The sequence below is a fragment of the Micromonospora sp. NBC_01740 genome (assembly GCF_035920365.1).
In the GTDB taxonomy this organism is placed as follows: domain Bacteria; phylum Actinomycetota; class Actinomycetes; order Mycobacteriales; family Micromonosporaceae; genus Micromonospora; species Micromonospora reichwaldensis.
Map to the genome: position 1 here is coordinate 5,098,270 of NZ_CP109150.1, position 26,122 is coordinate 5,124,391.

At 72.9% G+C, this 26,122-nt stretch carries 24 protein-coding genes and 1 riboswitch; of the genes, 5 read left to right on the forward strand and 19 right to left on the reverse strand.

The window, feature by feature from the left end:
- Positions 1–51: 51 nt before the first annotated feature.
- Together OG989_RS22645 and OG989_RS22650 are read left to right on the forward strand one after the other, a co-directional pair.
- Complete coding sequence (locus OG989_RS22645; RefSeq protein ID WP_327028360.1) at positions 52–1,035, forward strand: ATP-binding cassette domain-containing protein; 984 nt, start codon at positions 52–54, stop codon at positions 1,033–1,035.
- On the forward strand, positions 1,032–1,850 hold the full coding sequence (locus OG989_RS22650) for an ABC transporter permease (RefSeq protein ID WP_327028361.1): 819 nt from the start codon (positions 1,032–1,034) through the stop codon (positions 1,848–1,850). Before OG989_RS22645 ends, OG989_RS22650 begins: the two co-directional genes overlap by 4 nt.
- Positions 1,851–1,871: 21 nt before the next feature.
- On the opposite strand, the gene OG989_RS22655 is transcribed toward OG989_RS22650, so the two are convergent.
- From OG989_RS22655 to OG989_RS22665, 3 genes are all read right to left on the reverse strand, one after another.
- A complete protein-coding gene (locus OG989_RS22655) occupies positions 1,872–4,571 on the reverse strand; it encodes a hypothetical protein (RefSeq protein WP_327028362.1) in 2,700 nt (899 codons plus the stop codon).
- Between the two features lie 113 nt (positions 4,572–4,684).
- On the reverse strand, positions 4,685–6,301 hold the full coding sequence (locus tag OG989_RS22660; RefSeq protein ID WP_327028363.1) for an Ig-like domain-containing protein: 1,617 nt from the start codon (positions 6,299–6,301) through the stop codon (positions 4,685–4,687).
- Positions 6,302–6,333: 32 nt separating this feature from the next.
- Complete coding sequence (locus OG989_RS22665) at positions 6,334–6,912, reverse strand: MarR family winged helix-turn-helix transcriptional regulator (protein WP_327028364.1); 579 nt, start codon at positions 6,910–6,912, stop codon at positions 6,334–6,336.
- Between the two features lie 50 nt (positions 6,913–6,962).
- Between OG989_RS22665 and pip the strand changes: the two genes are divergently transcribed.
- A complete protein-coding gene (pip, locus tag OG989_RS22670; protein ID WP_327028365.1) occupies positions 6,963–7,922 on the forward strand; it encodes a prolyl aminopeptidase in 960 nt (319 codons plus the stop codon).
- 22 nt (positions 7,923–7,944) lie between these two features.
- Here the strand turns inward: pip and OG989_RS22675 are convergent, their stop codons facing one another.
- Positions 7,945–9,600, reverse strand: a complete 1,656-nt coding sequence (locus tag OG989_RS22675; RefSeq protein ID WP_327028366.1) for an L-lactate permease — start codon at positions 9,598–9,600, stop codon at positions 7,945–7,947.
- Between the two features lie 138 nt (positions 9,601–9,738).
- Complete coding sequence (locus OG989_RS22680) at positions 9,739–10,941, reverse strand: chorismate-binding protein (RefSeq protein ID WP_327028367.1); 1,203 nt, start codon at positions 10,939–10,941, stop codon at positions 9,739–9,741.
- Between the two features lie 123 nt (positions 10,942–11,064).
- Between OG989_RS22680 and OG989_RS22685 the strand changes: the two genes are divergently transcribed.
- The gene (locus OG989_RS22685; RefSeq protein WP_151456036.1) at positions 11,065–11,265 is read left to right on the forward strand and encodes a DUF5999 family protein; all 201 of its coding nucleotides are present in this window, start codon (positions 11,065–11,067) and stop codon (positions 11,263–11,265) included.
- Between the two features lie 127 nt (positions 11,266–11,392).
- Here the strand turns inward: OG989_RS22685 and gcvP are convergent, their stop codons facing one another.
- Both gcvP and OG989_RS22695 read right to left on the reverse strand, forming a co-directional pair.
- A complete protein-coding gene (gene gcvP, locus OG989_RS22690; protein ID WP_327028368.1) occupies positions 11,393–14,239 on the reverse strand; it encodes an aminomethyl-transferring glycine dehydrogenase in 2,847 nt (948 codons plus the stop codon).
- 74 nt (positions 14,240–14,313) lie between these two features.
- Positions 14,314–14,412: riboswitch (glycine riboswitch) on the reverse strand.
- A gap of 104 nt (positions 14,413–14,516) precedes the next feature.
- Entirely contained in the window at positions 14,517–15,377 is an 861-nt protein-coding gene (locus OG989_RS22695) for an NAD-dependent protein deacetylase (protein ID WP_327028369.1), read from the reverse strand.
- Between the two features lie 169 nt (positions 15,378–15,546).
- Here OG989_RS22695 and OG989_RS22700 point away from each other — a divergent pair, with 169 nt between their 5' ends.
- A complete protein-coding gene (locus OG989_RS22700) occupies positions 15,547–16,206 on the forward strand; it encodes an SDR family oxidoreductase (RefSeq protein ID WP_151457351.1) in 660 nt (219 codons plus the stop codon).
- 28 nt (positions 16,207–16,234) lie between these two features.
- Here the strand turns inward: OG989_RS22700 and OG989_RS22705 are convergent, their stop codons facing one another.
- From OG989_RS22705 to OG989_RS22760, 12 genes are all read right to left on the reverse strand, one after another.
- Positions 16,235–16,864 (reverse strand): hypothetical protein, encoded by a 630-nt coding sequence (locus OG989_RS22705; RefSeq protein ID WP_327028370.1) that lies wholly within the window; start codon positions 16,862–16,864, stop codon positions 16,235–16,237.
- Positions 16,861–18,081 carry a globin domain-containing protein gene (locus OG989_RS22710; protein ID WP_327028371.1) on the reverse strand — a complete coding sequence of 407 codons (1,221 nt, stop codon included), beginning with the start codon at positions 18,079–18,081 and terminating at the stop codon, positions 16,861–16,863. Before OG989_RS22710 ends, OG989_RS22705 begins: the two co-directional genes overlap by 4 nt.
- 3 nt (positions 18,082–18,084) lie before the next feature.
- Positions 18,085–19,335, reverse strand: coding sequence for a nitric oxide synthase oxygenase (locus OG989_RS22715; RefSeq protein WP_327028372.1), 1,251 nt, complete (start codon positions 19,333–19,335; stop codon positions 18,085–18,087).
- Between the two features lie 376 nt (positions 19,336–19,711).
- Positions 19,712–20,296, reverse strand: a complete 585-nt coding sequence (locus OG989_RS22720; protein ID WP_151454620.1) for a MerR family transcriptional regulator — start codon at positions 20,294–20,296, stop codon at positions 19,712–19,714.
- Positions 20,297–20,483: 187 nt separating this feature from the next.
- Complete coding sequence (locus OG989_RS22725; RefSeq protein ID WP_151454621.1) at positions 20,484–20,948, reverse strand: bifunctional nuclease family protein; 465 nt, start codon at positions 20,946–20,948, stop codon at positions 20,484–20,486.
- Between the two features lie 176 nt (positions 20,949–21,124).
- Positions 21,125–21,826 carry a transcriptional regulator FtsR gene (ftsR, locus tag OG989_RS22730; RefSeq protein ID WP_192581391.1) on the reverse strand — a complete coding sequence of 234 codons (702 nt, stop codon included), beginning with the start codon at positions 21,824–21,826 and terminating at the stop codon, positions 21,125–21,127.
- Between the two features lie 50 nt (positions 21,827–21,876).
- Positions 21,877–22,329 carry an oxoglutarate dehydrogenase inhibitor Odhl gene (gene odhI, locus OG989_RS22735; RefSeq protein WP_089000305.1) on the reverse strand — a complete coding sequence of 151 codons (453 nt, stop codon included), beginning with the start codon at positions 22,327–22,329 and terminating at the stop codon, positions 21,877–21,879.
- Between the two features lie 214 nt (positions 22,330–22,543).
- Positions 22,544–22,924, reverse strand: coding sequence for a glycine cleavage system protein GcvH (gcvH, locus tag OG989_RS22740; protein ID WP_151454622.1), 381 nt, complete (start codon positions 22,922–22,924; stop codon positions 22,544–22,546).
- Between the two features lie 54 nt (positions 22,925–22,978).
- Positions 22,979–23,959, reverse strand: coding sequence for a DUF881 domain-containing protein (locus OG989_RS22745; protein ID WP_327028373.1), 981 nt, complete (start codon positions 23,957–23,959; stop codon positions 22,979–22,981).
- A gap of 10 nt (positions 23,960–23,969) precedes the next feature.
- Positions 23,970–24,302 carry a small basic family protein gene (locus tag OG989_RS22750; RefSeq protein WP_151454624.1) on the reverse strand — a complete coding sequence of 111 codons (333 nt, stop codon included), beginning with the start codon at positions 24,300–24,302 and terminating at the stop codon, positions 23,970–23,972.
- Complete coding sequence (locus tag OG989_RS22755; RefSeq protein ID WP_327028374.1) at positions 24,299–25,243, reverse strand: DUF881 domain-containing protein; 945 nt, start codon at positions 25,241–25,243, stop codon at positions 24,299–24,301. Before OG989_RS22755 ends, OG989_RS22750 begins: the two co-directional genes overlap by 4 nt.
- Complete coding sequence (locus OG989_RS22760; protein WP_151454626.1) at positions 25,240–25,881, reverse strand: CDP-alcohol phosphatidyltransferase family protein; 642 nt, start codon at positions 25,879–25,881, stop codon at positions 25,240–25,242. Before OG989_RS22760 ends, OG989_RS22755 begins: the two co-directional genes overlap by 4 nt.
- Between the last annotated feature and the right edge of the window lie 241 nt (positions 25,882–26,122).

Below are 26,122 nucleotides of genomic sequence, written 5' to 3' on the forward strand. Positions count from 1 at the left end.
ACCGTATGCCGTACGGTACGGCGTACGAGTCGAGTGGGTGGAGGGGCGCTGATGCACCACGACGGACCGGCTGTCGAGGCGGAGGGACTGCGCAAGCGCTACGGCGGCACGCAGGCCCTCGCCGGCCTCGACCTGACGGTGCCCGCCGGCACCGTGTGCGGCCTGCTCGGCCCGAACGGGGCGGGCAAGACCACGGCGGTACGGGTGCTGAGCACCCTGCTGCGGCCCGACGCCGGCGCGGCGCGGGTGGCCGGCGCCGACGTGCTGCGCCATCCCGAGCGGGTCCGGGCCCGCATCGGCCTGGTCGGCCAGCACGCCGCGCTCGACGAGGTGCTCAGCGGCCGGCAGAACCTGGTCCTGTTCGGCCGGCTGCACCACCTCGGCGGCGCGCGGGCCCGCGCCCGGGCCACCGACCTGCTCGCCCGCTTCGACCTGACCGACGCCGCCGACCGGCCGGTCGGCACATACTCCGGTGGGATGCGCCGCCGCCTCGACCTCGCGGCGAGCCTGATTCTCGACCCACCGGTGCTCTTCCTCGACGAGCCCACCACCGGCCTCGACCCGCGCGCCCGGGCGCAGGTGTGGGACGCGGTGCGCCGGCTCGTCGCCGGCGGCACCACCGTGCTGCTGACCACCCAGTACCTGGAGGAGGCCGACCAGCTCGCCCACACCGTCCGGGTCGTCGACGCCGGACGGGTCGTCGCCGACGGCACCCCCGAGCAGTTGAAGACCGCGCTCGGCGGCGACCGCGTCGACGTCGTGCTGACCCGCGCCGACGACCTGGACCGGGCGGTACGCGTCGTCGGCGCCGCCGTCGCCGCGACCCCGCTCGTCGACGCGGCGGACCTGCGCCTCAGCGTCGCCGTCACCGGGCGGGTGGCCGCGCTGGCCGCCGTGCTGCGGGCCCTCGACGACGCCGGCCTCACCGCCGCCGACGTCGCGGTGCGCCGCCCCACCCTCGACGAGGTGTTCCTGCAGCTCACCGACGGCCACTCCCCCACCACCCGCCCCGACGAGGACAGGGTGGGCGCATGAGCACGACCGGCGTGCACCCCGTGCCGCAGCGCCTGCGCTGGGCCGTCGCCGACACCGTCACCCTCACCGGTCGGGCGCTGGCGCACTGGCGGCGCCAACCCGGGCAGTTCGTCGTCGGGCTGCTCTTCCCGGTGCTGATGGTGCTGATGTTCGGCTACCTGTTCGGCGGCGCGATGAGCGTGCCCGGCGGCGGCGACTACCGGGAGTTCCTGCTGCCCGGCATGTACGCCATGACGGTGCTCTTCGGCGTCGAGTCGACGTACGCGGCCGTGGCCACCGACACCGCGCGCGGCGTCACCGACCGGTTGCGGTCCCTGCCGATGACGCCCTCGGCGGTGCTCACCGGCCGGGCCGCCGCGGACCTGCTGCACTGCGCCGCCGGTCTGGTCGTCATGCTCGCCTGCGGGGTCGCCGTCGGCTGGCAGTGGCGGGCCGGGGCACCGGCGGCGCTGGCCGCCGTCGGGCTGCTCCTGCTGCTGCGTTTCGCCCTGATCTGGGTCGGCATCCATCTGGCGCTGGTGCTGCGCGCACCCGGGTCGGTGGTGGTGCTGCAGATCCTGGTCTGGCCGGTCGGGTTCACCTCCAACGCGTTCGTCTCCCCCGACACCATGCCCGGCTGGCTCGCCGCCGTCGCCGGGTACAACCCGCTGTCGGCGACCGTCGCGGCCTGCCGGGAACTGTTCGGCAACCCCGGCTGGGGCGGCGAGTCGTTCGCCGCGCAGCACGCCGTCGCGCTCGCCGTGGCCTGGCCGCTGCTGCTGACCGCCGTGTTCGGGCCCCTGGCGGTACGTCGGTACCGCGGGCTCGGCCGGTGACGGAGGCCCGAGCCGGTGACGTCACAGCTGCTGGCCGGTCCTGGGGTCGTAGCTCACCTCCACCGCCACCACCTGGTCGGTGGGCAGCACCTCGATCCACTGGTCGAAGACCTCGTACGGGGCCGCCGGGCGGAAGCCGCCGTCGAGCGGGTCGAACCCGGTCTCGAAGACCTTCTCGGCGACGAGGGTGTTGGCGATCTGCGTGTTGTCCTTCTGCAACTTGAGCGCGAGGATGTTCAGGACCTGCCCGACCGTCTTGTTCCGGTACTCCTCGGGATCGCCGTCCTGGAACGGGTAGGGAAGCCCCAGCGCCGCCTGCCCCTCCACGTTGGCCTGCTTGAGCCACTCCAGCGCCGCCTGTTCGCGCCCGGGTCGTACGGGCAGGACCGCCTTGGCCCACGCGGCGTTGAGGAACTCGTTGCGGCGCGCGTCGCCGTCGGCCTGGATCAACCAGCCCAGCGAGCTCCCCGAGGGGGCCGGCTGGGTCTGCTCGGTGATGAGGTAGTTCACCCGCCACTCGTCGGAGACCGTGCCGTCCGGATTCATCGCGTTCGTCTTGTCGGTGTGGGAGTACCAGGTGACCACGGTTCGGTCCGCGAGGACGCTCGGGTCCCGCACCGGGTACTTGCCGAGGCTGGTGTGGGTGGGCGGGGCAGGCGCCGGCGCAGTGGTGGGCGGCGGGGTGACCTCGCGGGGCCGCCAGTAGTCCGGTGCCACGAAGTACAGCATCTCGTCGACGTCGAAGATCTGCCGGAGCAGCTCCGAGCCCAGATACAGGTCCGCGAACAGGTCGAACGGCTTCAGCTTCTGGATCAGGCTCCCGTAGATCGCCTGGCGTTCCTCGGTGCGCAGGTCCTGCGACGGCCGTGGGCGCATGGCGCTGAGCAGACCGAGCCGGTCCCGCACGGCCGAGGCGTACGCCGTGCGTTGCAGCTCCGCCACCTGCGCCTGGTAGGCCTTAAACTCCTCGTTGTACCGGTCGTGGGCGTCGTTGGTCTGCGGTGGGTCCCACGTGACGTCGAAGGTCAGGCTGATCGGGCTGAGGTCGCCCGAGTGGAAGAACTTCGCGAAGACCGCGAAGCCGGTCTGCTCCTGGTTGGTGCGGATCAGGTCGGGCACGAACGCGCGACCCGGTGCGACAGAGACGAGTCGCGCGTCCTTCAGCTTGTAGCCCCGCTCGGGCGGCGACGGAGTGAAGTCGATGCGGGCCACCGCGTGGATGGCGTTGTCGTGGTCGGTGATCCCCTCGGCGTCCGGGGCGGTGTGGTGCACGAACTCCATGTTCGCTTCCGGCGGGTCCTGGGTGGCCCGCACCTTCCGGATGGGGAACGTCCCGGTGAACGCGGTCGTCCTGGCCACGAGCGGCGGTGGCGGCTCCGGCTTCCGCAGGGCGGTGAGGTCCGGCGCCGCGACGATGTGCACCAGATCCCCCAGGCCCAGGTTGCGGCCCGGCCCGGGGAGGTACACCTGCCAGCACAGCCGCCCGCCGATGTGCTGCACCTGCACACCGACCTTGCGCATCTTGCGCCGCAGCTCGTAGTTCACCAGCTTGCCCGTGGTGTTCTGCACGAGGTAGCGGCGGCTCGACAGGTCGGTGCTCTCGGTCACCGTCTTGAACGTCGTCTTGTAGTTCCTCTTGATCTCGCTGGTGACCTTCGCGCTCTGCGTACGGGAGTGCTTGTGGGTCTCCTCCGAGGACCGCTTCACGGTGGCGTTCAGGCTGAAGCTGGCGCTGGCGTCCGCGTGGTAGACACCGACGTTGGCGCCACCGGAGGCACTGATGCCGAGCTTCGTGTCATTGGCGTTGTCCTCCTTGACCGCGTTGGCGATGTCCTCCTGATCCGTCAGGCTCTCCTCGACCTTGCGGGTGGTCTCCTCGAACTGCTCGGCGGTCTTCTCGACCAGGGTGCGCCGCGTGCTGGTCTCGACGAGTTCCACGGTGCCGCCGGGGCTGAGCCACAGGTGCCCGGCGGGCGGACCCAGGAAAGTGTCGAACTCGAAGAAGTACTGCCGGAAGAGATTCACCAGCCCGACCGGCGAGAGCACCCCACGGATCGGGGCGTCGAAGTGCTCCGCCAGGGCGGTGAGCGCCGCGTCGTCGAGCGTGCTCGCGGCCGCAGCCCTGGAGAACGACTCGTGGCTCAGGTCCACCAGGGCGCGGTCGGTGGCGCCGTGGGCGACGCGCAGCGCGCTCTGCATGCCGAACCAGCCCGCCAGCGGCTGGTAGATGCCGAACAGTTCGCTGGCGTACGGCAGGGTGCCGGCGAAGGCGGTCAGGGGCCGGCCGGTGTGCACCGGCGGGCCGTTGACGGGCGCGGTCAGCACCTGCGCCGGAGCCGGTGTGCCGCCGGGGACGGTGGCGAAGGGCAGCGGAGTCGGCGACTGGCCGGTCACCAGCTTGACCAGCAGCGTCTCGGCGGTGCCGTCGGCGGCCGGAGCGACGAACGAGATGGTCTGCGTGCCCGCCGAGCTGGTGACCCGGCCGGCGTACTGACGCGACGAGCCGGCCTCGCGGACCAGGAACATGTTGGCCAGCGCGGGGGTGTTCGGGAATTCGCTGGGGTCCCGGACGTCCATGTCGCGTGGCAGACCGAGGGCGATCCGTTGGTTGGCCGGGATCTCCCCGGGCGGGTTGGGCTCGATCGTGTAGGACCAGATCCGGTAGCCGGGGTCGGCCCCGGCGAGGGAAGCCTTGCCGCTGAACGTGACGGTGATCGCCATGATGCCCCTTCGGCCGATGCGCGGGGGGGTGACGCCAGGATCGTACGATCGGTGACGGGCTCGCATCCTGCCGTAATCGGATGTCCGTCTGTCCTGGTCCCGCCGCAGGCGGCCTAGGGACGCGTCGCGGCCGCCCGGCCGAGTGTGGTCATCGACAGGGCGTGCGAGAACCCGATCCGGGGCATGGTGTGGTGCGGGTCGAGGAACACCGGCAACTGCGGTCCCGAACTGCCGTCCACGTACGGGTTCGACACCCGCAGGTCCGTCCAGCGGGCGTTCTGCAGCAGCCGCGCCCAGAACGCGCCCCGTGCCGGTGGCGTCGGACGGTCGAGGTCGAGGCCGGCGCCGCGCAGGTCCGTCCACACCGGATGGGGGTCCGTCAGCGGGTCGGGCGGGCCGGTGTCCCCCGAGTGGTAACTGCGTACGACCCGGCCCGGGTCGTGGTTGAACCACACCCGCAGCAGGTCGAGGTAGGCGCGCCAACCGCCGGTGCCGCTGTGGTGGCCGTCGAGGTCCCACACCTCGCGAAACGCGCGGGCCCACTCCCGCCGGCCGTCGGTGCCGCCACCCATCGGCACGCCCCAGAGCGTGGAGTTGAGCCCCACCGGGAAGGTGAGGTCGGACATGAGGGCCTTGACCGCACCGATGCCCTGGCTGAAGCCGGCGACCGCCACCTGCCCGACGCCGGGCACCGTGCCGAAGTCACCGGAGTAGAGCGGCGGGAAGATCGTCCGCAGGTTCGGCCCGGCCAGCTCGTGCGCGGTGGCGTCGGGCTTGCGCAGCCCGAGGCTGCTGGTGCGGCACTGCCGGTGCAGGAACACCGCGACCTCACGCAACATCCGCAGCAGCCCCTCGCCGGTCGCGAACGGGCCCCACTGCCCCTGTGGGAACAGCGGCATCACCAGCACCGAGCGGTTGCCCCAGCCCAGCGACTGGAAGGCGAAGAAGGCCTCGTCGAGAAGGTACTTCCGGGCCAGGTTCAGGTACTCCTGAAGTGGCGCCGCCGCGTTGACCAGCCCGTACGGGTACCGGGCGGTGTAGTCGCCGGTGCTGGGGCTGCAGTAGACGACGAAGTCCAGACTCGTCACGGGCTTGGGGTCCGGCAGGTTCGGCGACACCACGGCGACGACGAACTTCGGCTCGGACTGCGTCGCGGCGTACTCCAGGAAGTGGAACCGGCTCAACGCCGCGATGTTGACCGTGACCTCGCGTTTCTCGCCGAACCGGTCCCAGCCCGCGTCGCTCTCGGCGGCGGCTGCGGGCTTCAACAGCTCCCGGTTGGCCTGACGGAACGTCAGCGTGTTGTTGTAGTGCCCCGCGTAGGTGTGGATCCTCGGGTTGTTGGGCCAGCCCACGACCCGTGCGGCCCTCGGGTCGCGCCCCCGGCTGGCCATGATCCGCGTGACGTCGGCGTCGGAGAGCGTGACGACGGGCGACGGATCCATCCGCCCGAGCGTCACGGTCATCGTCACGTCGTCGCCGGAGACCGCGCGGCGGGCGAGGGAGTTGTCCCATGTGGCGGAGCGCAGGTCTCCGGCGAAGGTCACCCGCTCAGCGACGTACGCCGGATGGCTGACCCGGATCTGCGGCACCGTCGGCTGGTGGGACACGACGGTGCTCCAGCGCCCGGCTGCGTCCGTGGTCCCCTGTCCCCCGTCGAGCACGACGAGCGCGCCGGGCACCGCGCCGAGGTTGGCGTCGACCACGCGGACGGTGAGGGTGATGGCCACCGGCACAGTCTGCAACCGTTGGCCGGTGCACGTCAGGACAAATTGCCGACATCGGGTGCGGAGCCGGCGCGCGGGGCCTGCGGGTGGGTCTGCCGCCGTCGCTGTGGCGCGGCCGGCGGCGGGCCGGGGTCCGGGGCGGGTGGCAGGCCCGCGTCGGCGATGCGTTGGCGCAGCGGCCGTCGGCGCACCGCGGCGAGGACCTCGTGCAGCACGTCGGCCAGCGGCACCGTCAGTTCCGCGTCCAGTTCGCGTATCGCGGCGGTCGTCGCCGCCCACTCCGCCTCGATCAGTGGCAGCAGTTCGCGGGTCCGGTCGCTGAGGTGCACGATGCGCTGCCGGGCGTCCGCCCCCGCGGTCAGCTCGACCAGGCCGGCGCGGGCCATCTGCGCGACGGTCTGGCTGGCCGCCGAGTGGGTGACCCCGACCCGGCGGGCTAGGTCGCGGATGGGCAGTGGGCCGTCGGCGACCAGCACCCGCAGCGGGGGCGAGAACCGGGGCCGGTAGTCGGGCAGGCCCCGTTCGGCGTAGACCGTGGCGACGTCGCCGTCGAGCACGTCGAGCACGTGCCGAAGCAGCGTGCCCAGGGCCTCACGTTCAGGTACGGCTGTCACTCCGCTAATGTAACAGCGCTGTTGTATCGATGATCACGAAGGGGACGACGATGGCGCAGCGGTACCCCCCGATCGAGCCGTACGCACACGGGATGCTCGACGTCGGCGACGGGCAGCTCGTGCACTGGGAAACCTGCGGCAACCCGGACGGCAAACCCGCCGTGGTGCTGCACGGCGGGCCCGGCTCCGGCTGCACGCCCGGCTGGCGGACCCTGTTCGACCCGGCCCGCTACCGGGTGGTCCTGTTCGACCAGCGGGGCTGCGGCCGCAGCACCCCGCACGCCGCCGACCCGGACGTGGACCTGTCCACCAACACCACCGACCACCTGGTCGCCGACATCGAACTGCTGCGTGAACACCTCGGCGTGGACCGCTGGCTGGTGCTCGGCGCCTCCTGGGGCGCCTCCCTCGCCCTGGCGTACGCGCAGCGGCACCCGCGGCAGGTCAGCGAGCTGGTGCTGTTCAGCGTGACCGCCGGCACCCGACGGGAGATCGAGTGGCTCACCCGGGAGATGGGGCGGATCTTCCCGGCCGAGTGGGCGCGTTTCCGTGACGGCGTGCCGCCGGCCGAGCGCGACGGCGACCTGGCCGACGCGTACGCCCGGCTGCTGGCCGACCCGGACCCGGCGGTGCGCGAACGGGCGGCGCGGCAGTGGTGCGACTGGGAGGACACCCACGTGGCCACCGCCCCCGGTCACCGGCCCGACCCCCGCTACGACGACCCGGTGTTCCGGATGCTGCAGGCCCGGCTGGTCACCCACTACTGGCGTAACGGATGCTTCCTGCCGGAGGGGCAACTGCTGCGCGAAGCGGGGCGGCTGGCCGGCATCCCCGGCGTGCTGCTGCACGGCAGGCTCGACATCAGCAGCCCGCCGGAGGTGGCGTGGCAGCTGGCCCAGGCCTGGCCCGACGCCCGGCTGGAACTGCTGGAGACCGCCGGGCACGGATCCGCCAACGGCATGGCGGAGCGGGTCGTGGCGGCGCTGGACGACTTCGCCGAGCGCCGCTAGCCACCCGGGGGTACGGCGCCGGCTACGGCACCATCCAGGACAGCAGAGGCGTCGCCTGCAGCCCGATGAGCACACACATCAGGGCGAGCAGCAGCACGCTCGGGCCGAACATCCGCCGGAACAGGTCGCCCTCGCGGCCGGTGAGACCGACCGCCGCGGCGGCGATCGTGAGGTTCTGCAGGCTGATCATCTTGCCGAGGGTGCCGCCGGAGGCGTTGGCCGCGGCCAGCAGGACCGGATCGAGGCCGGCCCGCTGCGCCGCGGCCACCTGGAGCGCGCCGAACAGCGAGTTGGACGACGTGTCCGAGCCGGTCAGGGCGACGCCGAGCCAGCCGAGCACCGGCGCCAGCACGGCGAAGAGTCCGCCCGCGCCGGCCATCCAGACGCCCAGCGTGGCGACCTGCCCGGAGGCGTTCATGGTGAACGACAGCGCCAGCAGCCCGACCACCGTCAGCACGGCCCACCGCAGCTCGAACAGGGTGCGCCCGTAGAGCCCGACGGCCTCGCGCGGCGGCACCCGCAGCAGCGCCACCGTGATCAGGCCGGCCACCAGCAGCAGCGACCCGGGGGCCGCGAGCCAGGCGAACCGGAACGTCGTCAGCGGTGACGGGTCACCGGAGGCGGTGACGACGTGCAGTCCGGGCCAGGAGAACGCGAGCGTGCCGGCGTCGAGCAGCCGCTTGACGGCCGGCACCTGGGAGACGGCGAAGACCGCCACGATCGTCGCGTACGGCGCGTACGCCCGCCAGCGCGATCCCGCCGGATCCGGCGCGTCGGGCTCCGACGGCCCTGCGGCGTCAGGCTCCGACAACCCGCCGGCGGCGCGCTCCGGCGGCCCGCCGCCGACCGGCACGGCAACCGTCCGCCGCGCCGCGCCACGGCGGACGACGAGCAGCAGGACGCCCGCCCCCGCGAACGCGGCGGTGATGTCGGCGAGGGCGGCCGTCAGCCAGTTCGCCGTGACGAACTGGGCCACCGCGAACGCGCCGCCGCACGCCAGCGCCGGACCCCACAGCTCGCGTACGCCCCGGCGGCCGTCGGCGACGACGAGCAGGACCAGCGGGACGACGACCGCGACCACCGGGACCTGCCGGCCGGCCATCATGCCCAGTTCCGTGGCGGGCAGCCCGGTCACGCCGGCGAGGGTGGTGATCGGCAGGCCGAGGGGTCCGAAGGCGGCCGGCACCGTGTTGCCGACCAGCGCCACGGCGGCCGCCCGCAGCGGGGTGAAGCCGAGGGCCAGCAGCATGACCGTGGTCACGGCGACCGGCGTGCCCTGCCCGGCCAGGGCCTCGAGCAGCGACCCGAAGCAGAACGCGATCACCAGGGCCTGCACGCGGCGGTCGTCGCTGATCCGGGCGAAGCCCTGCCGCAGCGTGTCGAAGTGCCCCGTGTGCACGGTCAGGCGGTGGATCCAGATCGCCGTGCCGAACGTCCAGACGAGCGGGAAGAGGGCGAAGGTGGCGCCCTGACCGGCGGCCAGCAGCGTCTGCGGCAGCGGCATCCCCCACAGCCACCAGGCCAGCACGACCGCCACGCCCAGCGCGCCGAACGCCGCCACCCAGGCCCGCGTACGCACGACTCCGAGCAGCACGAACAGGGTGAGCAGGGGCAGCGCGGCGCAGGCGGCGCTCAGCGCGAGCGACCCACCGACGGGTTGCAGGGGTTGCTGGTACATCGGGACCGCCTTGGCTGCGCACCCCCCTGGCCCGGGTGGCGTGGAGTACGGCCCATCTCACCGGACGCGGCCGGCGCGCGCCCCTTCCAACGTGCGCAGCCCGGCGGATGCGCCGACCGGCCGGTGGGGCCGCGCCGGTCAGCCGCCGGCGAGCGCGGCGCGCACCGGGGCGGCCTTCGCGGCGGCCTCGGCGACCTCGGCGTCGGGATCGCTGCCCCACGTGATGCCCCCACCCGCCCACACGTGCACCCGCTCGGCGTCCACGGCGGCGGTGCGGATGGTCAGGCCCAGGTCGATGCGGCCCGGGGCGACCCAGCCGAGCGCGCCCATGCTGGCGCCCCGGCCGACCGGCTCCAGCGCGGCGATGCGGTCGAGGGCGGCGAGCTTCGGAGCGCCGGTGACCGAGCCGCCGGGGCAGACCGCGCGCAGCAGGTCCGCCAGGCCGAGCCCGTCGGCGACCGCCGCGGAGACCGTCGATTCCGCCTGCCACAGGTCGCACCACCGGCGTACGGCGAACAGCTCGTCGACGCGCACGCTGCCGGTGCGGGCGACGCGGGCCAGGTCGTTGCGTTCCAGGTCGACGATCATCACGTGCTCGGCGCGTTCCTTGGCCGAGTCGAGCAGCTCGGCGCGGCCGGCGGCGGTGGCCGGCCGGGTGCCCTTGATCGGCCTGGTGATCAACCGCCCGTCGGTCAGCTCCACCAGGGTCTCGGGGCTGGCGCAGCCGATCGCCCAGCCCGCCCCGGCGAGGGTGCCGCCGTAGCGTGCGCCGGGCAGCGCGGCCAGCCGGCTCAGGGCCGGCAGGGGGTCGCCGGTGTAGCGGGCGGCGGCGTGGCCGACGACGTTGACCTGGTAGACGTCGCCGCGGCCGATCGCCGCGCGGACCGCGGTGACGGCGTCAGCGTGCTGGCGGGGCGTCCAGCTCTCCGCGAAGGTGCCACGCCACCAGGGGGTGGCGGGGCTGGCGGCGCCTGCGCCGGGCGGCGTGCCCGGGCCGTGGCCGTAGACGACCACGGCGACCTCGGGCAGCCCGGTCACGGGGTTGGCGGCGCCGGCCGGCGCGCCGACCAGGGCGGCGCCGGCGGCCGCGGAGACGTAGAGAGCGGCCCCGCACACCCCGGCCGCGTCGTGGCGGCCGGCGGGGCGGGCCAGGTCGTGCAGCGGCAGGCCGTGCGCGGCGAGGAACTCCTCGGCCCGCGCCGCCGGGTCACCGCCGTCGGCGGGCCGCCACTGCCAGCGGGCCCGCTCGACGAGGGTACGGCGGCAGTCGGCCGGCGCTCCCGGCGCACCGACCGTCAGCCCTGGGAGCGTGTCCACGCCGTCCGGCCCATCTTGCCTCATCCGTTCAGTGGATTTCGGAAAAACGACGCGCATACCTGCTCGATGCCGGCCACTTTCGCTTGGTACTGTGCGTCACTGGTCATGTGAACCATGACACAGTGCCCCCACAGTCCGGAGAACCCGATGTGCCAGCACCAACCCACCTGCCCCTCCGCCGAAGCGACCGACCGGGACGCCGCCCGAGTCCTCGCCTGCTTCCCTGAGCAGGGCTGGAGCCTGCTCTGCAACGGTGTCATCGTCTTCGAGGACACCGGCGAACTCCTCCCCGACGGCAGCAGCATCGCCCCCCACCGCGGCCCCGCCCGACACGCCCTCGTCGCCTGACCCCTGTCACGCTGAGTCACGCCTTTTACACTCGTCGATCCGGGCTGGTCCCCCGGTCGGGACACCCCCCGCCCAGGTCGACGCACCCGCCGGGGCGGCACCACGACCGCCCCGGCGTCACGCGAGGTCAGCCCTCGAACGCCTCCGGCGCCGGGCAGGAACACACCAGGTTCCGGTCGCCGTACGCGCCGTCGATGCGCCGCACCGGCGGCCAGTACTTCCCGGCCCGCTCCACCCCGGCCGGGTACGCGCCCACCGACCGCGGGTACGGGTGCGACCACTCGTCGCCCGACACCATCGCCGCGGTGTGCGGGGCATTGGCGAGAGGATTGTCGCCGGCCGGCCACTCCCCCGAGGCCACCCGGTCGATCTCCGCCCGGATGGCGATCATCGCGTCGCAGAACCGGTCCAGCTCGGCCAGGTCCTCGCTCTCGGTGGGCTCCACCATCAGCGTCCCCGCCACCGGGAACGACATCGTCGGCGCGTGGAACCCGTAGTCGATCAGCCGCTTCGCCACGTCGTCCACGCTCACCCCGGTCGCCTTCGTCAGCGGCCGCAGGTCCAGGATGCACTCGTGCGCCACCAGGCCCTTGTTGCCCGCGTACAGCACCGGGAAGTGCCCGCGCAGCCGCGCCGCCACGTAGTTCGCCGCCAGCACCGCCACGCCGGTGGCCCGCACCAGCCCCGCCGCGCCCATCATCCGCAGGTACGCCCACGGGATCGGCAGGATCCCCGCCGACCCGTACCGCGCCGCCGAGATCGCCGGCCGGCCGTCGACGTGCACGCCCAGCGGATCGCCCGGCAGGAACGGCGCCAGGTGCGCCCGCACCGCCACCGGTCCCACCCCGGGACCGCCGCCGCCGTGCGGGATGCAGAACGTCTTGTGCAGGTTCAGGTGCGACACGTCCGCCCCGAACTTCCCCGGCTTGGCGAACCCGACCAGCGCGTTGAGGTTCGCCCCGTCGACGTACACCTGACCGCCGGCGTCGTGGACCTTCGCGCACAGCGACGCGATGCCCGTCTCGTACACCCCGTGCGTCGACGGATACGTCACCATGATCGCCGCGAGGGCGTCCCGATGCTTGTCGATCTTCGCGTCGAGGTCCACCAGGTCGATGTTGCCGCCGTCGTCGCAGCCCACCACGACGACCCGCATGCCCGCCATCACCGCGCTGGCGGCGTTGGTGCCGTGCGCCGACGACGGGATCAGACACACGTCCCGGTGGGCCTCGCCCCGCTGGCGGTGGTACGACCGGATCGCCAGCAGACCCGCCAGCTCACCCTGCGAACCGGCGTTGGGCTGCACGCTGACCGCGTCGTAGCCGGTCACCTCCGCCAGCCACCCCTCCAACTGGGAGATCATCTCCCGGTAGCCGGTGGTCTGCGCGTCCGGTGCCAACGGGTGCACGTGCGCGAACTCCGGCCAGCTCACCGGCTCCATCTCGGTGGTGGCGTTGAGCTTCATCGTGCACGACCCGAGCGGGATCATCCCCCGGTCCAGGGCGTAGTCGAAGTCCGACAGCCGCCGCAGGTAGCGCAGCATCGCCGTCTCCGAGTGGTGACTGCGGAACACCGCGTGGGTGAGGAAGTCCGACGTACGGGCCAGCGCCGCCGGCAACGCGCCCTCGACCGGAGCGTCCGCCACGGCCACCGGCCGCCCGGCCACGGTGGCCCCGAACGCGTCGCACACCTTCCGCAGGTGCGCGGGGGTGGTCGTCTCGTCGCAGGACACCCCCACGTGGTCGGCGTCGACCAGCCGCAGGTTGACCCCCCGGGCCGCGGCGTCGGCGACCACCGCCTCGGCGCCGCCGGGCACCCGCACCAGGACGGTGTCGAAGAACGCCTCGTGCACCACCTCGACGCCGTCGACACCCCGCAGCGACGCCGCCAACCGCACCGCCATGTCATGGGTACGGCGGGCGATGCGCCGCAGCCCGTCCGGGCCGTGGTAGACGGCGTACATGCCGGCCATCACCGCCAGCAGCACCTGCGCGGTGCAGATGTTGCTGGTCGCCTTCTCCCGCCGGATGTGCTGCTCCCGGGTCTGCAACGCCAGCCGGTACGCCGGGTTGCCGTCCGCGTCACGCGACACCCCCACCAGCCGGCCCGGCAGCATCCGCTCCAGCCCCGCCCGTACCGCCAGGTAGCCGGCGTGCGGCCCGCCGAAGCCCATCGGCACGCCGAAACGCTGGGTGGTGCCGGCCGCGATGTCGGCGCCGATCTCCCCCGGCGCGCGCAGCAGCGTCAGTGCCAGCAGGTCCGCCGCCACGGTCACCAACGCCCCGACCGCGTGCGCCGCCTCGACCAGACCCGCCTGGTCACGCACCGCCCCCGACGCCCCCGGGTACTGCAGGTGCAGCCCGAAGAACTCCGCCGGCAACTCGTCGCGCCCGGTGTCGACGATCCGCACGTCGATGCCGAGGGGCTCGGCCCGGCTGGTGATCACCGCGATGGTCTGCGGCAGGGTGTCGGCGTCGACCACGTACACCGCGCTCCGGCTCTTCGACGCGCGGCGCGCGAGCGTCATCGCCTCCGCCGCGGCGGTGCCCTCGTCGAGCATCGACGCGTTCGCGGTGGCCAGCCCCGTCAGGTCCGTGACCATGGTCTGGAAGTTCAGCAGCGCCTCCAGCCGCCCCTGGCTGATCTCCGGCTGGTACGGCGTGTACGCCGTGTACCAGGCCGGGTCCTCCAGCACGTTGCGGCGGATCACCGCCGGGGTGTGCGTGCCGTGGTAGCCCAGACCGATCATCGACACGGCCACCGTGTTGCGGGCCGCCAGGGCCCGCAGCTCCGCGAGGGCGTCGTGCTCGCTGGCCGGCTCCGGCAGGTCCAGGGTGCCGTGCCAGCGGATCACCTCGGGAATCGCCGCGTCCATCAGCTCTTCGACCGAGCCGTAGCCGACGGCCTCCAACATCCGGCGCTCGTCGTCCGGATCCGGGCCGATGTGGCGGGCGGCGAACTGCTCTGCGGTCATGGGCGGCGCTCCCGGGGGGCGAGGTCGACAGGTCGGCCTCCCCCTCTGTCGCGCCCGCGAGGCGCTCCACAGTGCCTGCCCACGAGGTCCTTTTGCCTGAGAGGTTCCGGGGAGGATTTGCCCCTTCGGCGCCGCCCGGGATGCTGCTGGGCGGTCTCTCCCACGTGGGTGCTGCCGGCATGGTCAACGCTACCAGCGCCGCACCGCCCACCGGAGGTCGTACCCCCGCCGGCGACGACAGTCGATGACCGGCCGGCCCCGCACCCCCGGCGGACCGCTACCGGCCGACGCCCGCCAGCCCCGCCGCGGCGTCGCCAGCCGTCCGGTCGGCCAACGCCGGCAGCAGCCGCCCCAGCGGTGCGTCGACGGTCAACGCCGCATACCCGTCGCCCCGGGTCGGGCCCTGGTTGACGATCACCACCGGAATGCCCAGCTTCGCCGCGCGCACCACGAACCGGCGACCCGACATCACCGTCAACGACGAACCCAGCACCAGCAGCAGCCGCGCCCGCGCCACCAGCTCGAAACAGCGCGACACCCGGGCCGCCGGCACCGTCTCCCCGAAGAACACCACGTCCGGCTTCAGCATGCCGACCCGGCAGAACGTGCAGCCGACCGTACGGAACCGGGCCACCTCGTCGTCGGCGAGATCCACGTCACCGTCCGGGTTGACCGCCGCGGCCCGCGCGTCGAAGCCCGGGTTCGCCTCCCGCAGCCGCCGGTCCAACTCCTCCCGCGACGTCCGGTTACCGCAGCCCAGGCACACCACCTCGTCGAGGCGGCCGTGCAACTCCACCACCCGCGGGCTGCCCGCGGCGGTGTGCAGCCCGTCCACGTTCTGCGTGATGATCCCCTCGACCAACCCGCCGGCCTGCAGCCGCGCCACCGCCCGGTGCCCCTCGTTCGGGGCCGCCCGCGCGATCACCCGCCACCCCAGGTGGCTGCGCGCCCAGTAGCGCCGCCGCGCCTGCGCGTCGCGCGTGAACGCCTGGTACGTCATCGGGGTGTGCCGCCGCGCCGCGCCGCTGGGCCCCCGGTAGTCCGGGATGCCCGACTCGGTGGACAGGCCCGCCCCGCTCAACACCACGACACCACCGCCGGCCACCAGGCCGGCCAGCGCGTCGACCGTCTCCGTCACCCGTCCATGCTGCCTCAGGCAACCACCCTGCGGCGAACACCCGGGCACCGCCGCCGCCCCGCGGCGGAGCTCGTGAAGATCACCACCGGCTGGTGATCTCTACCGCCGCGCCCGACCCGGGCCCCGCCGACCGGCCCCGCCGTGGCGCGACGGCGGCTAGGTTGGCGGTATGCGCGTCGTCATCGCCGGAGGACACGGCAAGATCGCCCAGCTGACCCACCGCGAACTCGCCGGACGCGGCGACACCGCCATCGGGCTGATCCGCAACCCCGACCACTCCGCCGCCCTGCGTGCCGCCGGCGCCCAGCCCGTCGTGGCCGACCTCGAACACGTCGGCGCCGACGAGCTCGCCGCCCACCTCGAGGGCGCCGACGCCGTCCTCTTCGCCGCCGGCGCCGGCCCCGGCAGCGGCGCCGCCCGCAAGGACACCGTCGACCGGGCAGGCGCCGTCCTGCTCGCCGACGCCGCGCAACGCGCCGACGTCCGCCGCTACCTGCTGCTGTCCTCGATGGGAGTGGAAGGCGAACCACCCGCCGGCACCGACGAGGTGTTCGCGGCGTACCTGCGCGCCAAGAAGGCCGCCGAGGACGACCTGACCGGCCGCGACCTCGACTGGACGATCCTGCGACCCGGCCGGCTCACCGACGACGCGCCCACCGGGCGGATCACCCTCACCCGACACGCCCCCGCGGGCGCCGTGACCCGCACCGACGTCGCCCGGGTCCTCGTCGCCCTGCTCCACCACCCACACAGCGCCGGCGCGATCCTGGAACTCGTCGGCGGCAACACCCCCATCGCCGACGCCGTCGCCGCCGTCGACCAGCACTGACCCGCCGTCCGGCGGGCAGGCGACGCCGCTACTCGCCGAGCACGGCACGCAGCTGCGCGCCGACCGCCCCGGCCGCCTCCGCGTCGGAGCGCAACTGCTCCGACTGCTCCGACAGGTACGCCTGCCACCGGCTCAGGTGCTGCTGCGCCGCCGCCACCGCCGCCACCAACGCCGCCTGCCGGCCCTCCAGCTCCCGCACCTGCCGCCGCAACTCCTCGCCCTCCGCCCCCGCCGGGCCGGCGACACCCCCGGCCAGCACGTGCGCCTCGGCGATGATCTCGTCGGCCTGCCGCCGCGCCTCCGCGATGATCTCCGCGCCCTCCGCGCTGGCCTCACCGATCGTCCGGTTCGCCTCGTCCTGCGCCCGCACCGCCAACTCGATCACCATCGGATCCGGGCCCTGCGCGCCGGTGCTGGGCAACGCGCCGTGGCGCAACATCTCCACCTGCCGCGCCAGGCCCTCGTTCTCCCGCCGTAACCGGTCCACCTCACCACCCAGCAACGCCGACCGCTCGTCGGCCGACCGGGCCAGGCCCGACACCTCGTCGGCGGACAGCCACCGGCCACCCCGGAACCGGCGCGCCTCCAACGCGCCCACGGCCCGGGTCAGCTCACCGTGCGCATCGGCGACCACCCGGTCGCCGTGGTCGACGCTCATCGCACACCCGTCCAACTGAAGTCGTCCGGCGCGGCGGCGGCAGCGCCCGCCAGCGGCGGATACAGGCAATGGTCGTAACTCTCCACCAGGATCCGCTCCCGCGGCACCCCCGACGCCGTCAACGCGGCAACCGTCGCCCCGGTCATCTCCGGACTGCCGCACACCAGCACCTCGGTGTCGTGCCACGGACCCAACCGCACCGCGGTCTCACCGGCCGTGCCCACCGCCCCCTGCCACTGCCAGCCGGACTCCACCGTCGGCACGTACCGCAGCCACCCGGACTGCCACGACTGCGCCGACGCGGCCGCCGCCAACTCCCGCAACGCCACGTCGTCGTACAGGTCGTCCGGGGTCCGTCCCCCCACCACCAACGTCGTCGAGCGCCCCGGACCCAGCCGCAACGCCTCCACCACCGCCCGCAGCGGCGCCACCCCGGTGCCCCCCGCCACCAGCAGCAACGGCAGGCCCGGCGACCGGTCGTACGACGACAACGCCGTCCCCACCGGCGCGCCCAGCAGCACCCGGTCACCCTCCCGCAGCCTGCGCACCAGATGCGTGGAGAACCGGCCCGCCGCCCGCACGTGGAACTCGATCGTCCCGTCCGGACGCGGCGCGTTCGCCGGCGACAGATACCGCCACGTCCGCAGCTGCGGCACCTGCATTGGCAGCGACTGCCCCGGCAGGTACTCACACAGGTAGTTCGGACGGACCGTGAACACACACACGTCGGCCCGCCGCCGCTGCACCGCCAGGACCTCCGCCTCCCAGTACGGCGGCGACGTCCGCTCCGCCTCCACCGCCCCGGCCAGCATCAACCGCGCCACCAACTCGTACGCCGCGGCCCACTCGGCGTGCAGCTGCGGCGTCCACCGTGGACCCAGGAACCGCTCCAACGTCGCCAGCAACGCCTGCCCGACCCGGATGTAGTGCCACTCCGCCAACGGCACCGGCCGGCCCTGCCGGTCCTCGCCCTGGAACCGCCGGTGATCGGCGCCCAACCGCTGCGCGAACGCCGTCACCTCCCGCTCGTCGTCGACATGGGTGACGATGTGCCCCAACGCCGCCAGCAACTTGTCCTGCTGGTACTGCATGTTCGTCGGGAACATCGCACGCGTCTCCGGCGCGATCAGGAACAACGTCGCGTAGAAGTACTTCGCCGCCTCCGGCCCGGCCACCGACAGCTGGGCCCAACTCTGACGCAGCGCCACCACGTCCATGCCTCAGCCCTCCCGCCGACGGGCCACGTCGTGCCGCTGCCGCAGGGACAGCGCCTCGACGCCCGCCGGACCGTACGCACGATCGGTCTGCCACAGGTTCGGGTTCGGCACCCGGGTGTCGTAGTACCGGTGGTGCACCGCGTGCAACGCCGCCCACCCCACACTGCCGTTGAGCCACGACCAGTCGCCGTGCACCGGCCGGCCCGCCCGCTCCTCCTGCGCGCAGAACCGCATGAACAGCTCCGACTCCGTGTGCGGATCCGACACCCGCACCCCCGCCGCACGGAACGAGTGCAGCACCGCCTGGTTGATGACCAGAGCCGCGTGCTCCCGCCACAGGGTGTCCTCCCGCGAGGTGTCCAACCCCAACCCCCGCGCCACCGGCAGCAACTGGTCGTACCGGTCCCCGTCACCCATGTTCCGGGTGCCGACCTCGTCGCCCAGGTAGTGCCCGTTGAACGGGGCGCAGCTGTAGTCCACCCCACCCACCCGCAACCGCATGTTGCTGATCACCGGCAGCGCGTGCCAGCGCAACCTCAACTCCTCGAACCACGGATACGCCGGATGCGTCAGGGCGACCTCACGCACGAGCTCCCGCGGCACCTCCACCAACGTCGGATCCTCGTACGCCGTCTCGAGCACCCACGGCAGCAGATCGAACCGGCCCGGCACCGGCGGCGGATGCCAGCCCAGCGCCCGCACCGCGTCCGTCATCGCCACCTGCGCCGGATCACCCAGGATCGACCCGTCGTCCATCCGGTGTCCGCAGTAGCGGATCAGCTGGTCGTTCCAGAGCCGCGCCCGCGGACCCACCCCCGGCCGGTCCGGCGCGAACACCGTCATCACCGACTGGATCCGCCCGCCGTTGTCCGCCACCGCCAGATGCCGCGCCAACTCCTCCGCGATGCCCGCGACCGTCGTCACCCCACGGCGGTCGCGGACCCTCAACCCCGCCCACCGGACCCGCCCCACGCAGCGCGCCGACTGCCGCCACGCCACCTTCGCGCCGTGCACCAACTCATCGCCGGTGTGCCGGTACGTGCCGGTCACCGCGATCTCCTCCCGTACCCGCGCGACCCGGTCCGCCACCCCCGGCAGCCGTCGCTCCTCGTGGTACAGGTGCAGGAACTCCACCGCTTCCGCGGTCACGTCCACCGGCGAGTCGGACGCGTGCGACACGGGACAGCCGCCCGCGTCCCCGGCCCGCACGCCGACGCGCGCCGACATCGCGCCGGCATCCACGTCGGTCTGCACTTCGCACTCAATCCGATCGTCGGGCAAGCGTCGCCGCCCGCTGCCTGCGTCGTCGCGTGACACCGGCCCGCAACTGCCCGTACCCCGACGGAACAGCGACCCACGTGCGAAACAGGCGCAACGACGCAGACAGGATTGCCATGATCGTCAGAAGTGTCAACAAGCCGACAGGTCAGGACGTGGCGCACGCCACACCGCCGCAGGCCCCCACGCCACCAGCCGATCGGACGGTTCGGTCGTGGACGACGATTACCGGGCAGCGCTGGTGACGCGAACCAACGACGTGCAGCGAACCCGGCCCGGCCCGGGCGGATCAGCCCGAGCGACCCCAGCGAACCCGGAGTGCGCGGGGCGGATCAGCCGAGCCGCCGGCCCCTCAGCCGGCCCGGCGCCGCGCCCGACGCGCCGCCAACTCGTCACCCACCGGCTCCGCCGCCACCTGCGGCTCCACCGACGTCGCCGGCTCAGACGGCAGGTGCGACAGGGAACCCTGGATCTCCTTGAACGCCCCACCGATCGCGATACCGAACACGCCCTGGCCACCCTGCAACAGGTCGACCACCTCCTCCGGCGACCGGCACTCATACACGGTCGTGCCATCGGAGATCAACGTGATGCCCGCCAGGTCCGCCACCCCACGGGAACGCAGCGCCTCGATCGCCTTCCGGATGTTCTGCAACGACACCCCGGCGTCCAGCAGCCGCTTCACCACCTTCAGGACCACCAGGTCCCGGAACGAATACAACCGCTGGGTGCCCGAACCCGAAGCGTCACGCACACTCGGCACCACCAACCCGGTGCGGGCCCAGTAGTCCAACTGCCGGTAGCTGATCCCCACCGCATGGCAGGCCGTCACGCCCCGGTAGCCCACGGCACCGTCACCCTCGGTCGCCCACCCCGGCGGCGCCACACCCGGCTCGTCCAGCTCCGTACCCGGATCGGGATCTCGCGGCTCGTGCATCCGGACAACCTCCCCGCCAGTGCGGTGACACGTCGTTTCCGGGACGTGCACCCCTCGACACGGCAACCCTATAGCCGCCTTCAGGAATTGCCCCGCAGAAGTCGCCGCGACACGCCGCGACACGACAACGAAGATCACCCACAGCACCGGGACATCACCGAACGTGACATCCCGAAGAAGACCGGACTCAGCCGGCGAAGTCCTCCGGACGCACCTGGTCCAGGAACTCGCGGAACTTCTCCACCTCGTCCTCCTGCTCGTCCGGGATCACGATCCCCGCCTCGCTGAGGACCTCCTCCGCACAACGAATCGGCGCACCGACCCGCAACGCCAGGGCGATGGAATCGCTCGGCCGGGCCGACACCCGCACCCCGTCCCCGAGCAACAGATCGGCGTAGAAGACGTTCTCCTTCAACTCGGTGATCTCCACCGCCTGCAAGGGCGCCTTCAACGCCGTCAACACGTCCCGTAGAAGATCGTGGGTCAGCGGCCGGGCCGGCTTGACCCCCTGCTGCTCGTAGGCGATCGCCGTCGCCTCGACCGCACCGATCCAGATCGGCAGATAGCGGTCCCCCTCGACCTCCCTGAGCAGGACGATCGGCTGGTTGCTGGGCAGCTCCACCCGAACTCCGACCACGCTCAGCTCGCGCACCGCCGCCTCCGTGTCGTTGTCACCTACGCCGCACCGCGCCCTTCCCTGCACGGTACACGGACCGCGACACGGCCGTCCCATGCGCTACCCGCACACGCCCGCGCCAGAAAGGGGTTACCCCGGCAAGCCTACGACACGCTTCCCGGGGAAGATCTTTCCGCACAGCCCCCGCCGGATCACCGACCCAACGTCGACCGCAACCCCACCCGCACCAACGCCGCATGCAACTGCTGCGACAGCGCCACCAACTCCCGCGCCGTCTCCGCCGCCCGCGCCCGCGCCGCCGGATCACTCTGCCGCGCCAACGGCGTCAACAACTGCGCGAACAGACCGGCCTCCCGATCCGCCGCCGTACGGAACGCCCGCAGATGCCGCGGCTCCAACCCGTACGCCGCCAGACCCGCCACCGCCCGCGCGATGATCAACGCGTCGTCGTCGTACCAACCCGGCGGATCCGACACCACCACACCGAGGCGCTCCAACTCGCCCAGCGTCGACTCGTCGATCCCGCTGCGCGCCACCAGGTCCAGCCGGCCGAGCCGCACCTGCGGCGACCCGACCGGCTCCTCCGGCACCCGCCCCGGAACCTCACCGTCCGGACCCACCGCCACCAACGTCGGCCGCTGCCGACCCGGCGACTCCCCGGACGCGTCCCACTGCGCCAACTGATCACGGATCACCCGCAACGGCAGATACTGGTCCCGCTGCGCAGTCAGCACGAACCGCAACCGCGCCACATCGTCCCAGCTGTACTTCCGGTAACCCGCCGCCGTCCGCTGCGGCTCCACCAGGCCCTCGGCCTCGAGGAACCGCAACTTCGAGATGGTCACGTCCGGGAAATCGACCCGCAGCTGACCCAGCACCTCACCGATACTCATCAGCGGGCGCGCACGGGCCGCCTCGGGCGGCGTGGAGGCCGCAGGCTCGTTCACCCCCGGCCGGCCCCCTCCTCGGGACGCGGACCGGCGATGAACACCACCCGGAACTTGCCGATCTGCACCTCGTCACCATTGCTCAACGTGGCCGCCTCGACCCGCTCCCGGTTCACGTACGTGCCGTTCAGGCTCCCCACGTCCCGCACCGTGAACGTCCCACCGTCACGGTGGAACTCGGCGTGCCGCCGCGACACCGTCACGTCGTCGAGGAAGATGTCACTGTCCGGGTGACGGCCACTGGTCGTCACATCGTGATCCAACAGGAACCGGGCACCCGCATTCGGACCCCGGCGAACCACCAGCAGCGCCATACCCGGCGGCAACGAACCGGACATCCGGCTCGGCACCACATCGGTGTCCGGCCCCTCCAGCACTTCGTCGAGCGAACCGAGATTGAGCGTCGAAGTGACGTCGAGTGGGGGGAACTCGTCGTCTGGGCGCGTCATGGGACCACCTCACGGATCTGTTCGGTCGGCGTCGGGTAATGGCGGGTCTGGCCGCCGGGCAGTGCAACACCCGGCGGCTGGCTCCCCGTGCCCGGAAAGGCAATTCCGCAACGCTGAACTATTTGGTTCTCGGTCGACTGGGCGAGCCTAGCCAGCGCCGAAATGCAGGGCAACCGGACGCGCGGAACACCCGCCACGCCCGAAGGGGACGCACTCAGCTCTCGGTGAGCTCACGATACGCGTCCGCGGACAGCAGACCATCGACCGCCGCCGGATCGTCCGGGGTGATCTCCAGCAACCAACCCGCACCGTACGGATCAGTGTTGATCACCTCAGGGGTGTCGCCGAGCGCCTCGTTGCGCGCCGCCACCGTACCGCTGAGCGGGGCGTAGATCTCCGACACGCTCTTCGTCGACTCGATCTCACCCAACGACTCACCGGCCGCCACCACCACACCCGCATCAGGCAGCTGGACATACACGATGTCACCCAGGGCGTCCTGCGCGAAGTGCGTGATGCCGACCCGGACAGTGCCGCCGCCGTCACCCGCCACCCACTCGTGCTCGGCGGTATACCGCAGATCCTCAGGAATCACCAGACGCGTCCTTCATCCATCGGCGCACCGGAAACCCGGTGCGGGCCGCGCCGGTCAGGAGACCGGACGGGCGTGTTCCAGCTTGATCGGCGCGTGCAGCGCCGAAACCTCGGCAGCCTCACGATCCTCGACGATCAACTTACCGCCGTCACCCGTCACCGACGCCACCACCCCGCCGGGAATGTTCAAGGCCGTACGCATCGTCGCCGGATCACCGATCACCGTGATCGTGAACGGACCCGTCAACCGACGCCCGTCCACCACCAACGACCCGCCCTCCCCGTCCAGGAAGAACGTCGACGCGATGATCCGCACCGTCGCCCGGTCACCACCGGAGATCTGCATCGCCTCCGCGCCCGCGCCCCGCAACTCCTGCACCGCGTCCAACACCCGCGACGCCGAGATCGGCTTCTCACCCGCCTCGAACCGCACCGACAACCCCGGCCCCGTCGCCGGCAAAGTCCCCGCCAGGATCCCCAACTCGTCGGCCCGCCGCGTCGCCTCCTCCAACGCCGCCTGCCGCCCCTGCTGACCCGAACGCAACTGCCGCTGACTCTCCTCCAGCGTCGCGATGTCCTGCCGCAGCCGGACCTCCCGCGAGTTCAGGTCGTACAGGATCCGCACCAGATCCTCCTGCCGCGTCGCCGCCACCGTCGGATCCGTCGACGTCGACTTGAACTGCACCACCAGGGTGAACCCCAGCAACGCCAACAGCGCCGCGATCATCACCCCGGCCGAACTCACCCGCCGCCGCGGCGTCCCGCCACCCCCGGCCACCGCCGGCGCGGGTGGGATGGCACCGGCGGCAGCCCGGCTCAGCTCCACCGTCACGCCGTCGTCGGGCTCCACCACCGCCCGCTCCTGCACGGGCGGCTCCACCGGCGGCGCGGACCGCTCCGGCGCCAACGGGCTCAACTCGTCCGGATCCGGCGCGTCCGGCCGCGGATCGGGCTCCCCCGCCGGACCCGACGGCCGCCCCGGACCCGCCGGCTGCGGCCAACCCGTGCCCGTCTCGGTGTGCTCGTCGCTGCTCATCGCCACCAACCTACGCCCGGAACAGGTGCCGACGGATCGCCGCCACGTTCCCGAAGATCCGCACCCCGAGCACGACCACCACGCCGGTGGAGAGCTGACCGCCCACCCCCAACTGGTCACCCAGGTACACGATCAGACCCGCCACCAGCACGTTCGAAATGAACGACACCACGAACTGCTTGTCGTCGAAGATCCGGTCGAGCTTCGCCCGCACCCCGCCGAACACCGCGTCCAACGCGGCCACCACCGCGATCGGCAGGTACGGCTGCAACGCCGTGGGAACCGTGGGGTCGAGCCACACGCCGAGGACCACACCGGCGAACAACGCCAGCACCGCGATCATCGACCACCTCCGGAGGGGCTGGGAGACGTCCTCGAACCGGTCGGCCCAGGACTGACGGAACGGTCGGCCCTCGACGGCGACGGCGTCGGGCTCACCGAGGGCTGCGCGTAGCGTAGCCGCGGGTCCGGAGCGGCCGGCAGGGTGAGGTCCTCCGCCTCACGCACCCCGAACGACAACCCGGTGTCCTCGGCCACCTTCCGCATCGTCAACGCGCTGCGGCTGTCCTCGTACCGGTCCCGCATCGACCCCGGACCGATCGCCGACACCTCGTACGGCCCCGTCACCGGCCGGAAGTCCACCAGGATCGCCTGCCCCGCCGAACGGATCGTCGACATCGCCGTCAACCGCTGACCGTTGATCGCGATCGCCTCAGCCCCCGCCGCCCACAGGTCGTTGGCCACACCCTGCAGATCGCTGTAGATCACCCGGGACGGCCCCACGTCCGCGCCCGTCACCGCGTCCTGGTTCTGCGGCGCGTCCGCCAGTCGCACCACCACGCCGTCACCGCGCACCCGCCCCAGGCCGGTGCCCGCCTCCAGGTTGTGCAGCCGCGCCGCCTCCGAGCCACCCAGCGCCGCCGCCCGCTGCCGCGCCACCTCCGCCCGCAGCTCGTCGGCCCGCACCGACAACCGGTCCGTCTCGGTCTCCCGCTGCTTGATCTGCTCGACCAGGCCGGACCGGGCCTGGCTGCGCCCCGGCTCGGCCTCCAGCGTCTGCCGGTACGCCACCGCGAACAGGAAACCCAGCAGCAGCGCCACCACCACGGTGACGGAACGCGCCGACCACCGCCGCCACCTCGGCGACGGCGTCTGCCGCTCCCGGCGCCGGGCCGCCGCGTCGGCGTAGCCGGGATCCAGCGGATTGCGGAACAGCTCGGTGAGGAAGTCCGGGGCGTACACCCGGTCGCCGCGGCCCCGGCCGTCGCCCGGCGTGCCCGTCATGCCGGCGCTCCCCCGGCCCGAACCGCCCTGACCAGCCGGCCGGCCTGCACGACGTAGAGCGCGCCGGCCACCCAGTAGAGCACCAGGCCCCACCAGGCCAGGCCCCAGCCGATCGCCCCGGCGACGGTCGCCGCACCCGGCACCGCCGCGGCGAGCAGCAGGACCGGGAAGGCGGCCAGCAGCAGGAAGGTCGCGGTCTTGCCCACGTAGTGCACCGGCGGCGGGCCGTACCCGTGCCGGCGCAGCACAGCCAGCGAACCGAGCAGGAGCAACTCCCGGGCCAGCAGCGCCGCGGTGAACTGCCAGGGAACCACGTCGCGGGCGGTGAACCCGAGCAGGGTGGCGAGGATGTAGAGCCGGTCGGCGAGCGGGTCGAGCAGCTCCCCCAGCCGGCTGACCTGGCGCATCCGGCGTGCGACCCAGCCGTCCACCCAGTCCGTGGTGCCGCCGATGGCCAGCACCACGAGCGCGGCCACGTCGGCGTGCGCGACGAGCAGCAGGTAGAGGAAGAGCGGCACGCCGAGCAACCGGACGAAGCTGATGACGTTCGGCAGCGTGAGGATCCGGTCGCCGACGGCCGATCCGCTCGTGCCGTCGGTGGCCCCCGGGTGCTCTTCCCGAGCCGGCGGACGCGACACCGAACCTCCTCCGCGACACGCTCCGCCGCCCGGCCGAGGACCGGCGGCGCGGAGAACGTGGGCGCTGTCGGGCCGGCTGCCGCCGGCGTCCCCTGCGGTCCCCCGTATACGGGACCTTCGCCTGACATCGGCCCGCGATCGTGACGATCACGGGCCGGTTGCGCTGCCACTATATCGGGCCCTCGGCGCCTCCTCCGGCCTCAGGCGTCCGGGCCCGTCGGCGACGGTGTCGTCGGGTATG

Bases quoted from the DNA above. Each gene is read 5' to 3' on its own strand.
- OG989_RS22655 (WP_327028362.1), bottom strand. From the start codon at position 4,571: ATGGCGATCACCGTCACGTTCAGCGGCAAGGCTTCCCTCGCCGGGGCC.
- OG989_RS22755 (WP_327028374.1), bottom strand. From the start codon at position 25,243: ATGACGGGCACGCCGGGCGACGGCCGGGGCCGCGGCGACCGGGTGTAC.
- OG989_RS22680 (WP_327028367.1), bottom strand. From the start codon at position 10,941: ATGAGGCAAGATGGGCCGGACGGCGTGGACACGCTCCCAGGGCTGACG.
- OG989_RS22720 (WP_151454620.1), bottom strand. From the start codon at position 20,296: ATGCACGAGCCGCGAGATCCCGATCCGGGTACGGAGCTGGACGAGCCG.
- gcvP (WP_327028368.1), bottom strand. From the start codon at position 14,239: ATGACCGCAGAGCAGTTCGCCGCCCGCCACATCGGCCCGGATCCGGAC.
- OG989_RS22645 (WP_327028360.1), top strand. From the start codon at position 52: ATGCACCACGACGGACCGGCTGTCGAGGCGGAGGGACTGCGCAAGCGC.
- pip (WP_327028365.1), top strand. From the start codon at position 6,963: ATGGCGCAGCGGTACCCCCCGATCGAGCCGTACGCACACGGGATGCTC.
- OG989_RS22710 (WP_327028371.1), bottom strand. From the start codon at position 18,081: ATGGACGTGGTGGCGCTGCGTCAGAGTTGGGCCCAGCTGTCGGTGGCC.
- OG989_RS22685 (WP_151456036.1), top strand. From the start codon at position 11,065: ATGTGCCAGCACCAACCCACCTGCCCCTCCGCCGAAGCGACCGACCGG.
- odhI (WP_089000305.1), bottom strand. From the start codon at position 22,329: ATGACGCGCCCAGACGACGAGTTCCCCCCACTCGACGTCACTTCGACG.
- OG989_RS22700 (WP_151457351.1), top strand. From the start codon at position 15,547: ATGCGCGTCGTCATCGCCGGAGGACACGGCAAGATCGCCCAGCTGACC.
- OG989_RS22675 (WP_327028366.1), bottom strand. From the start codon at position 9,600: ATGTACCAGCAACCCCTGCAACCCGTCGGTGGGTCGCTCGCGCTGAGC.
- OG989_RS22650 (WP_327028361.1), top strand. From the start codon at position 1,032: ATGAGCACGACCGGCGTGCACCCCGTGCCGCAGCGCCTGCGCTGGGCC.
- OG989_RS22750 (WP_151454624.1), bottom strand. From the start codon at position 24,302: ATGATCGCGGTGCTGGCGTTGTTCGCCGGTGTGGTCCTCGGCGTGTGG.
- OG989_RS22745 (WP_327028373.1), bottom strand. From the start codon at position 23,959: ATGAGCAGCGACGAGCACACCGAGACGGGCACGGGTTGGCCGCAGCCG.
- OG989_RS22705 (WP_327028370.1), bottom strand. From the start codon at position 16,864: ATGAGCGTCGACCACGGCGACCGGGTGGTCGCCGATGCGCACGGTGAG.
- ftsR (WP_192581391.1), bottom strand. From the start codon at position 21,826: ATGAGTATCGGTGAGGTGCTGGGTCAGCTGCGGGTCGATTTCCCGGAC.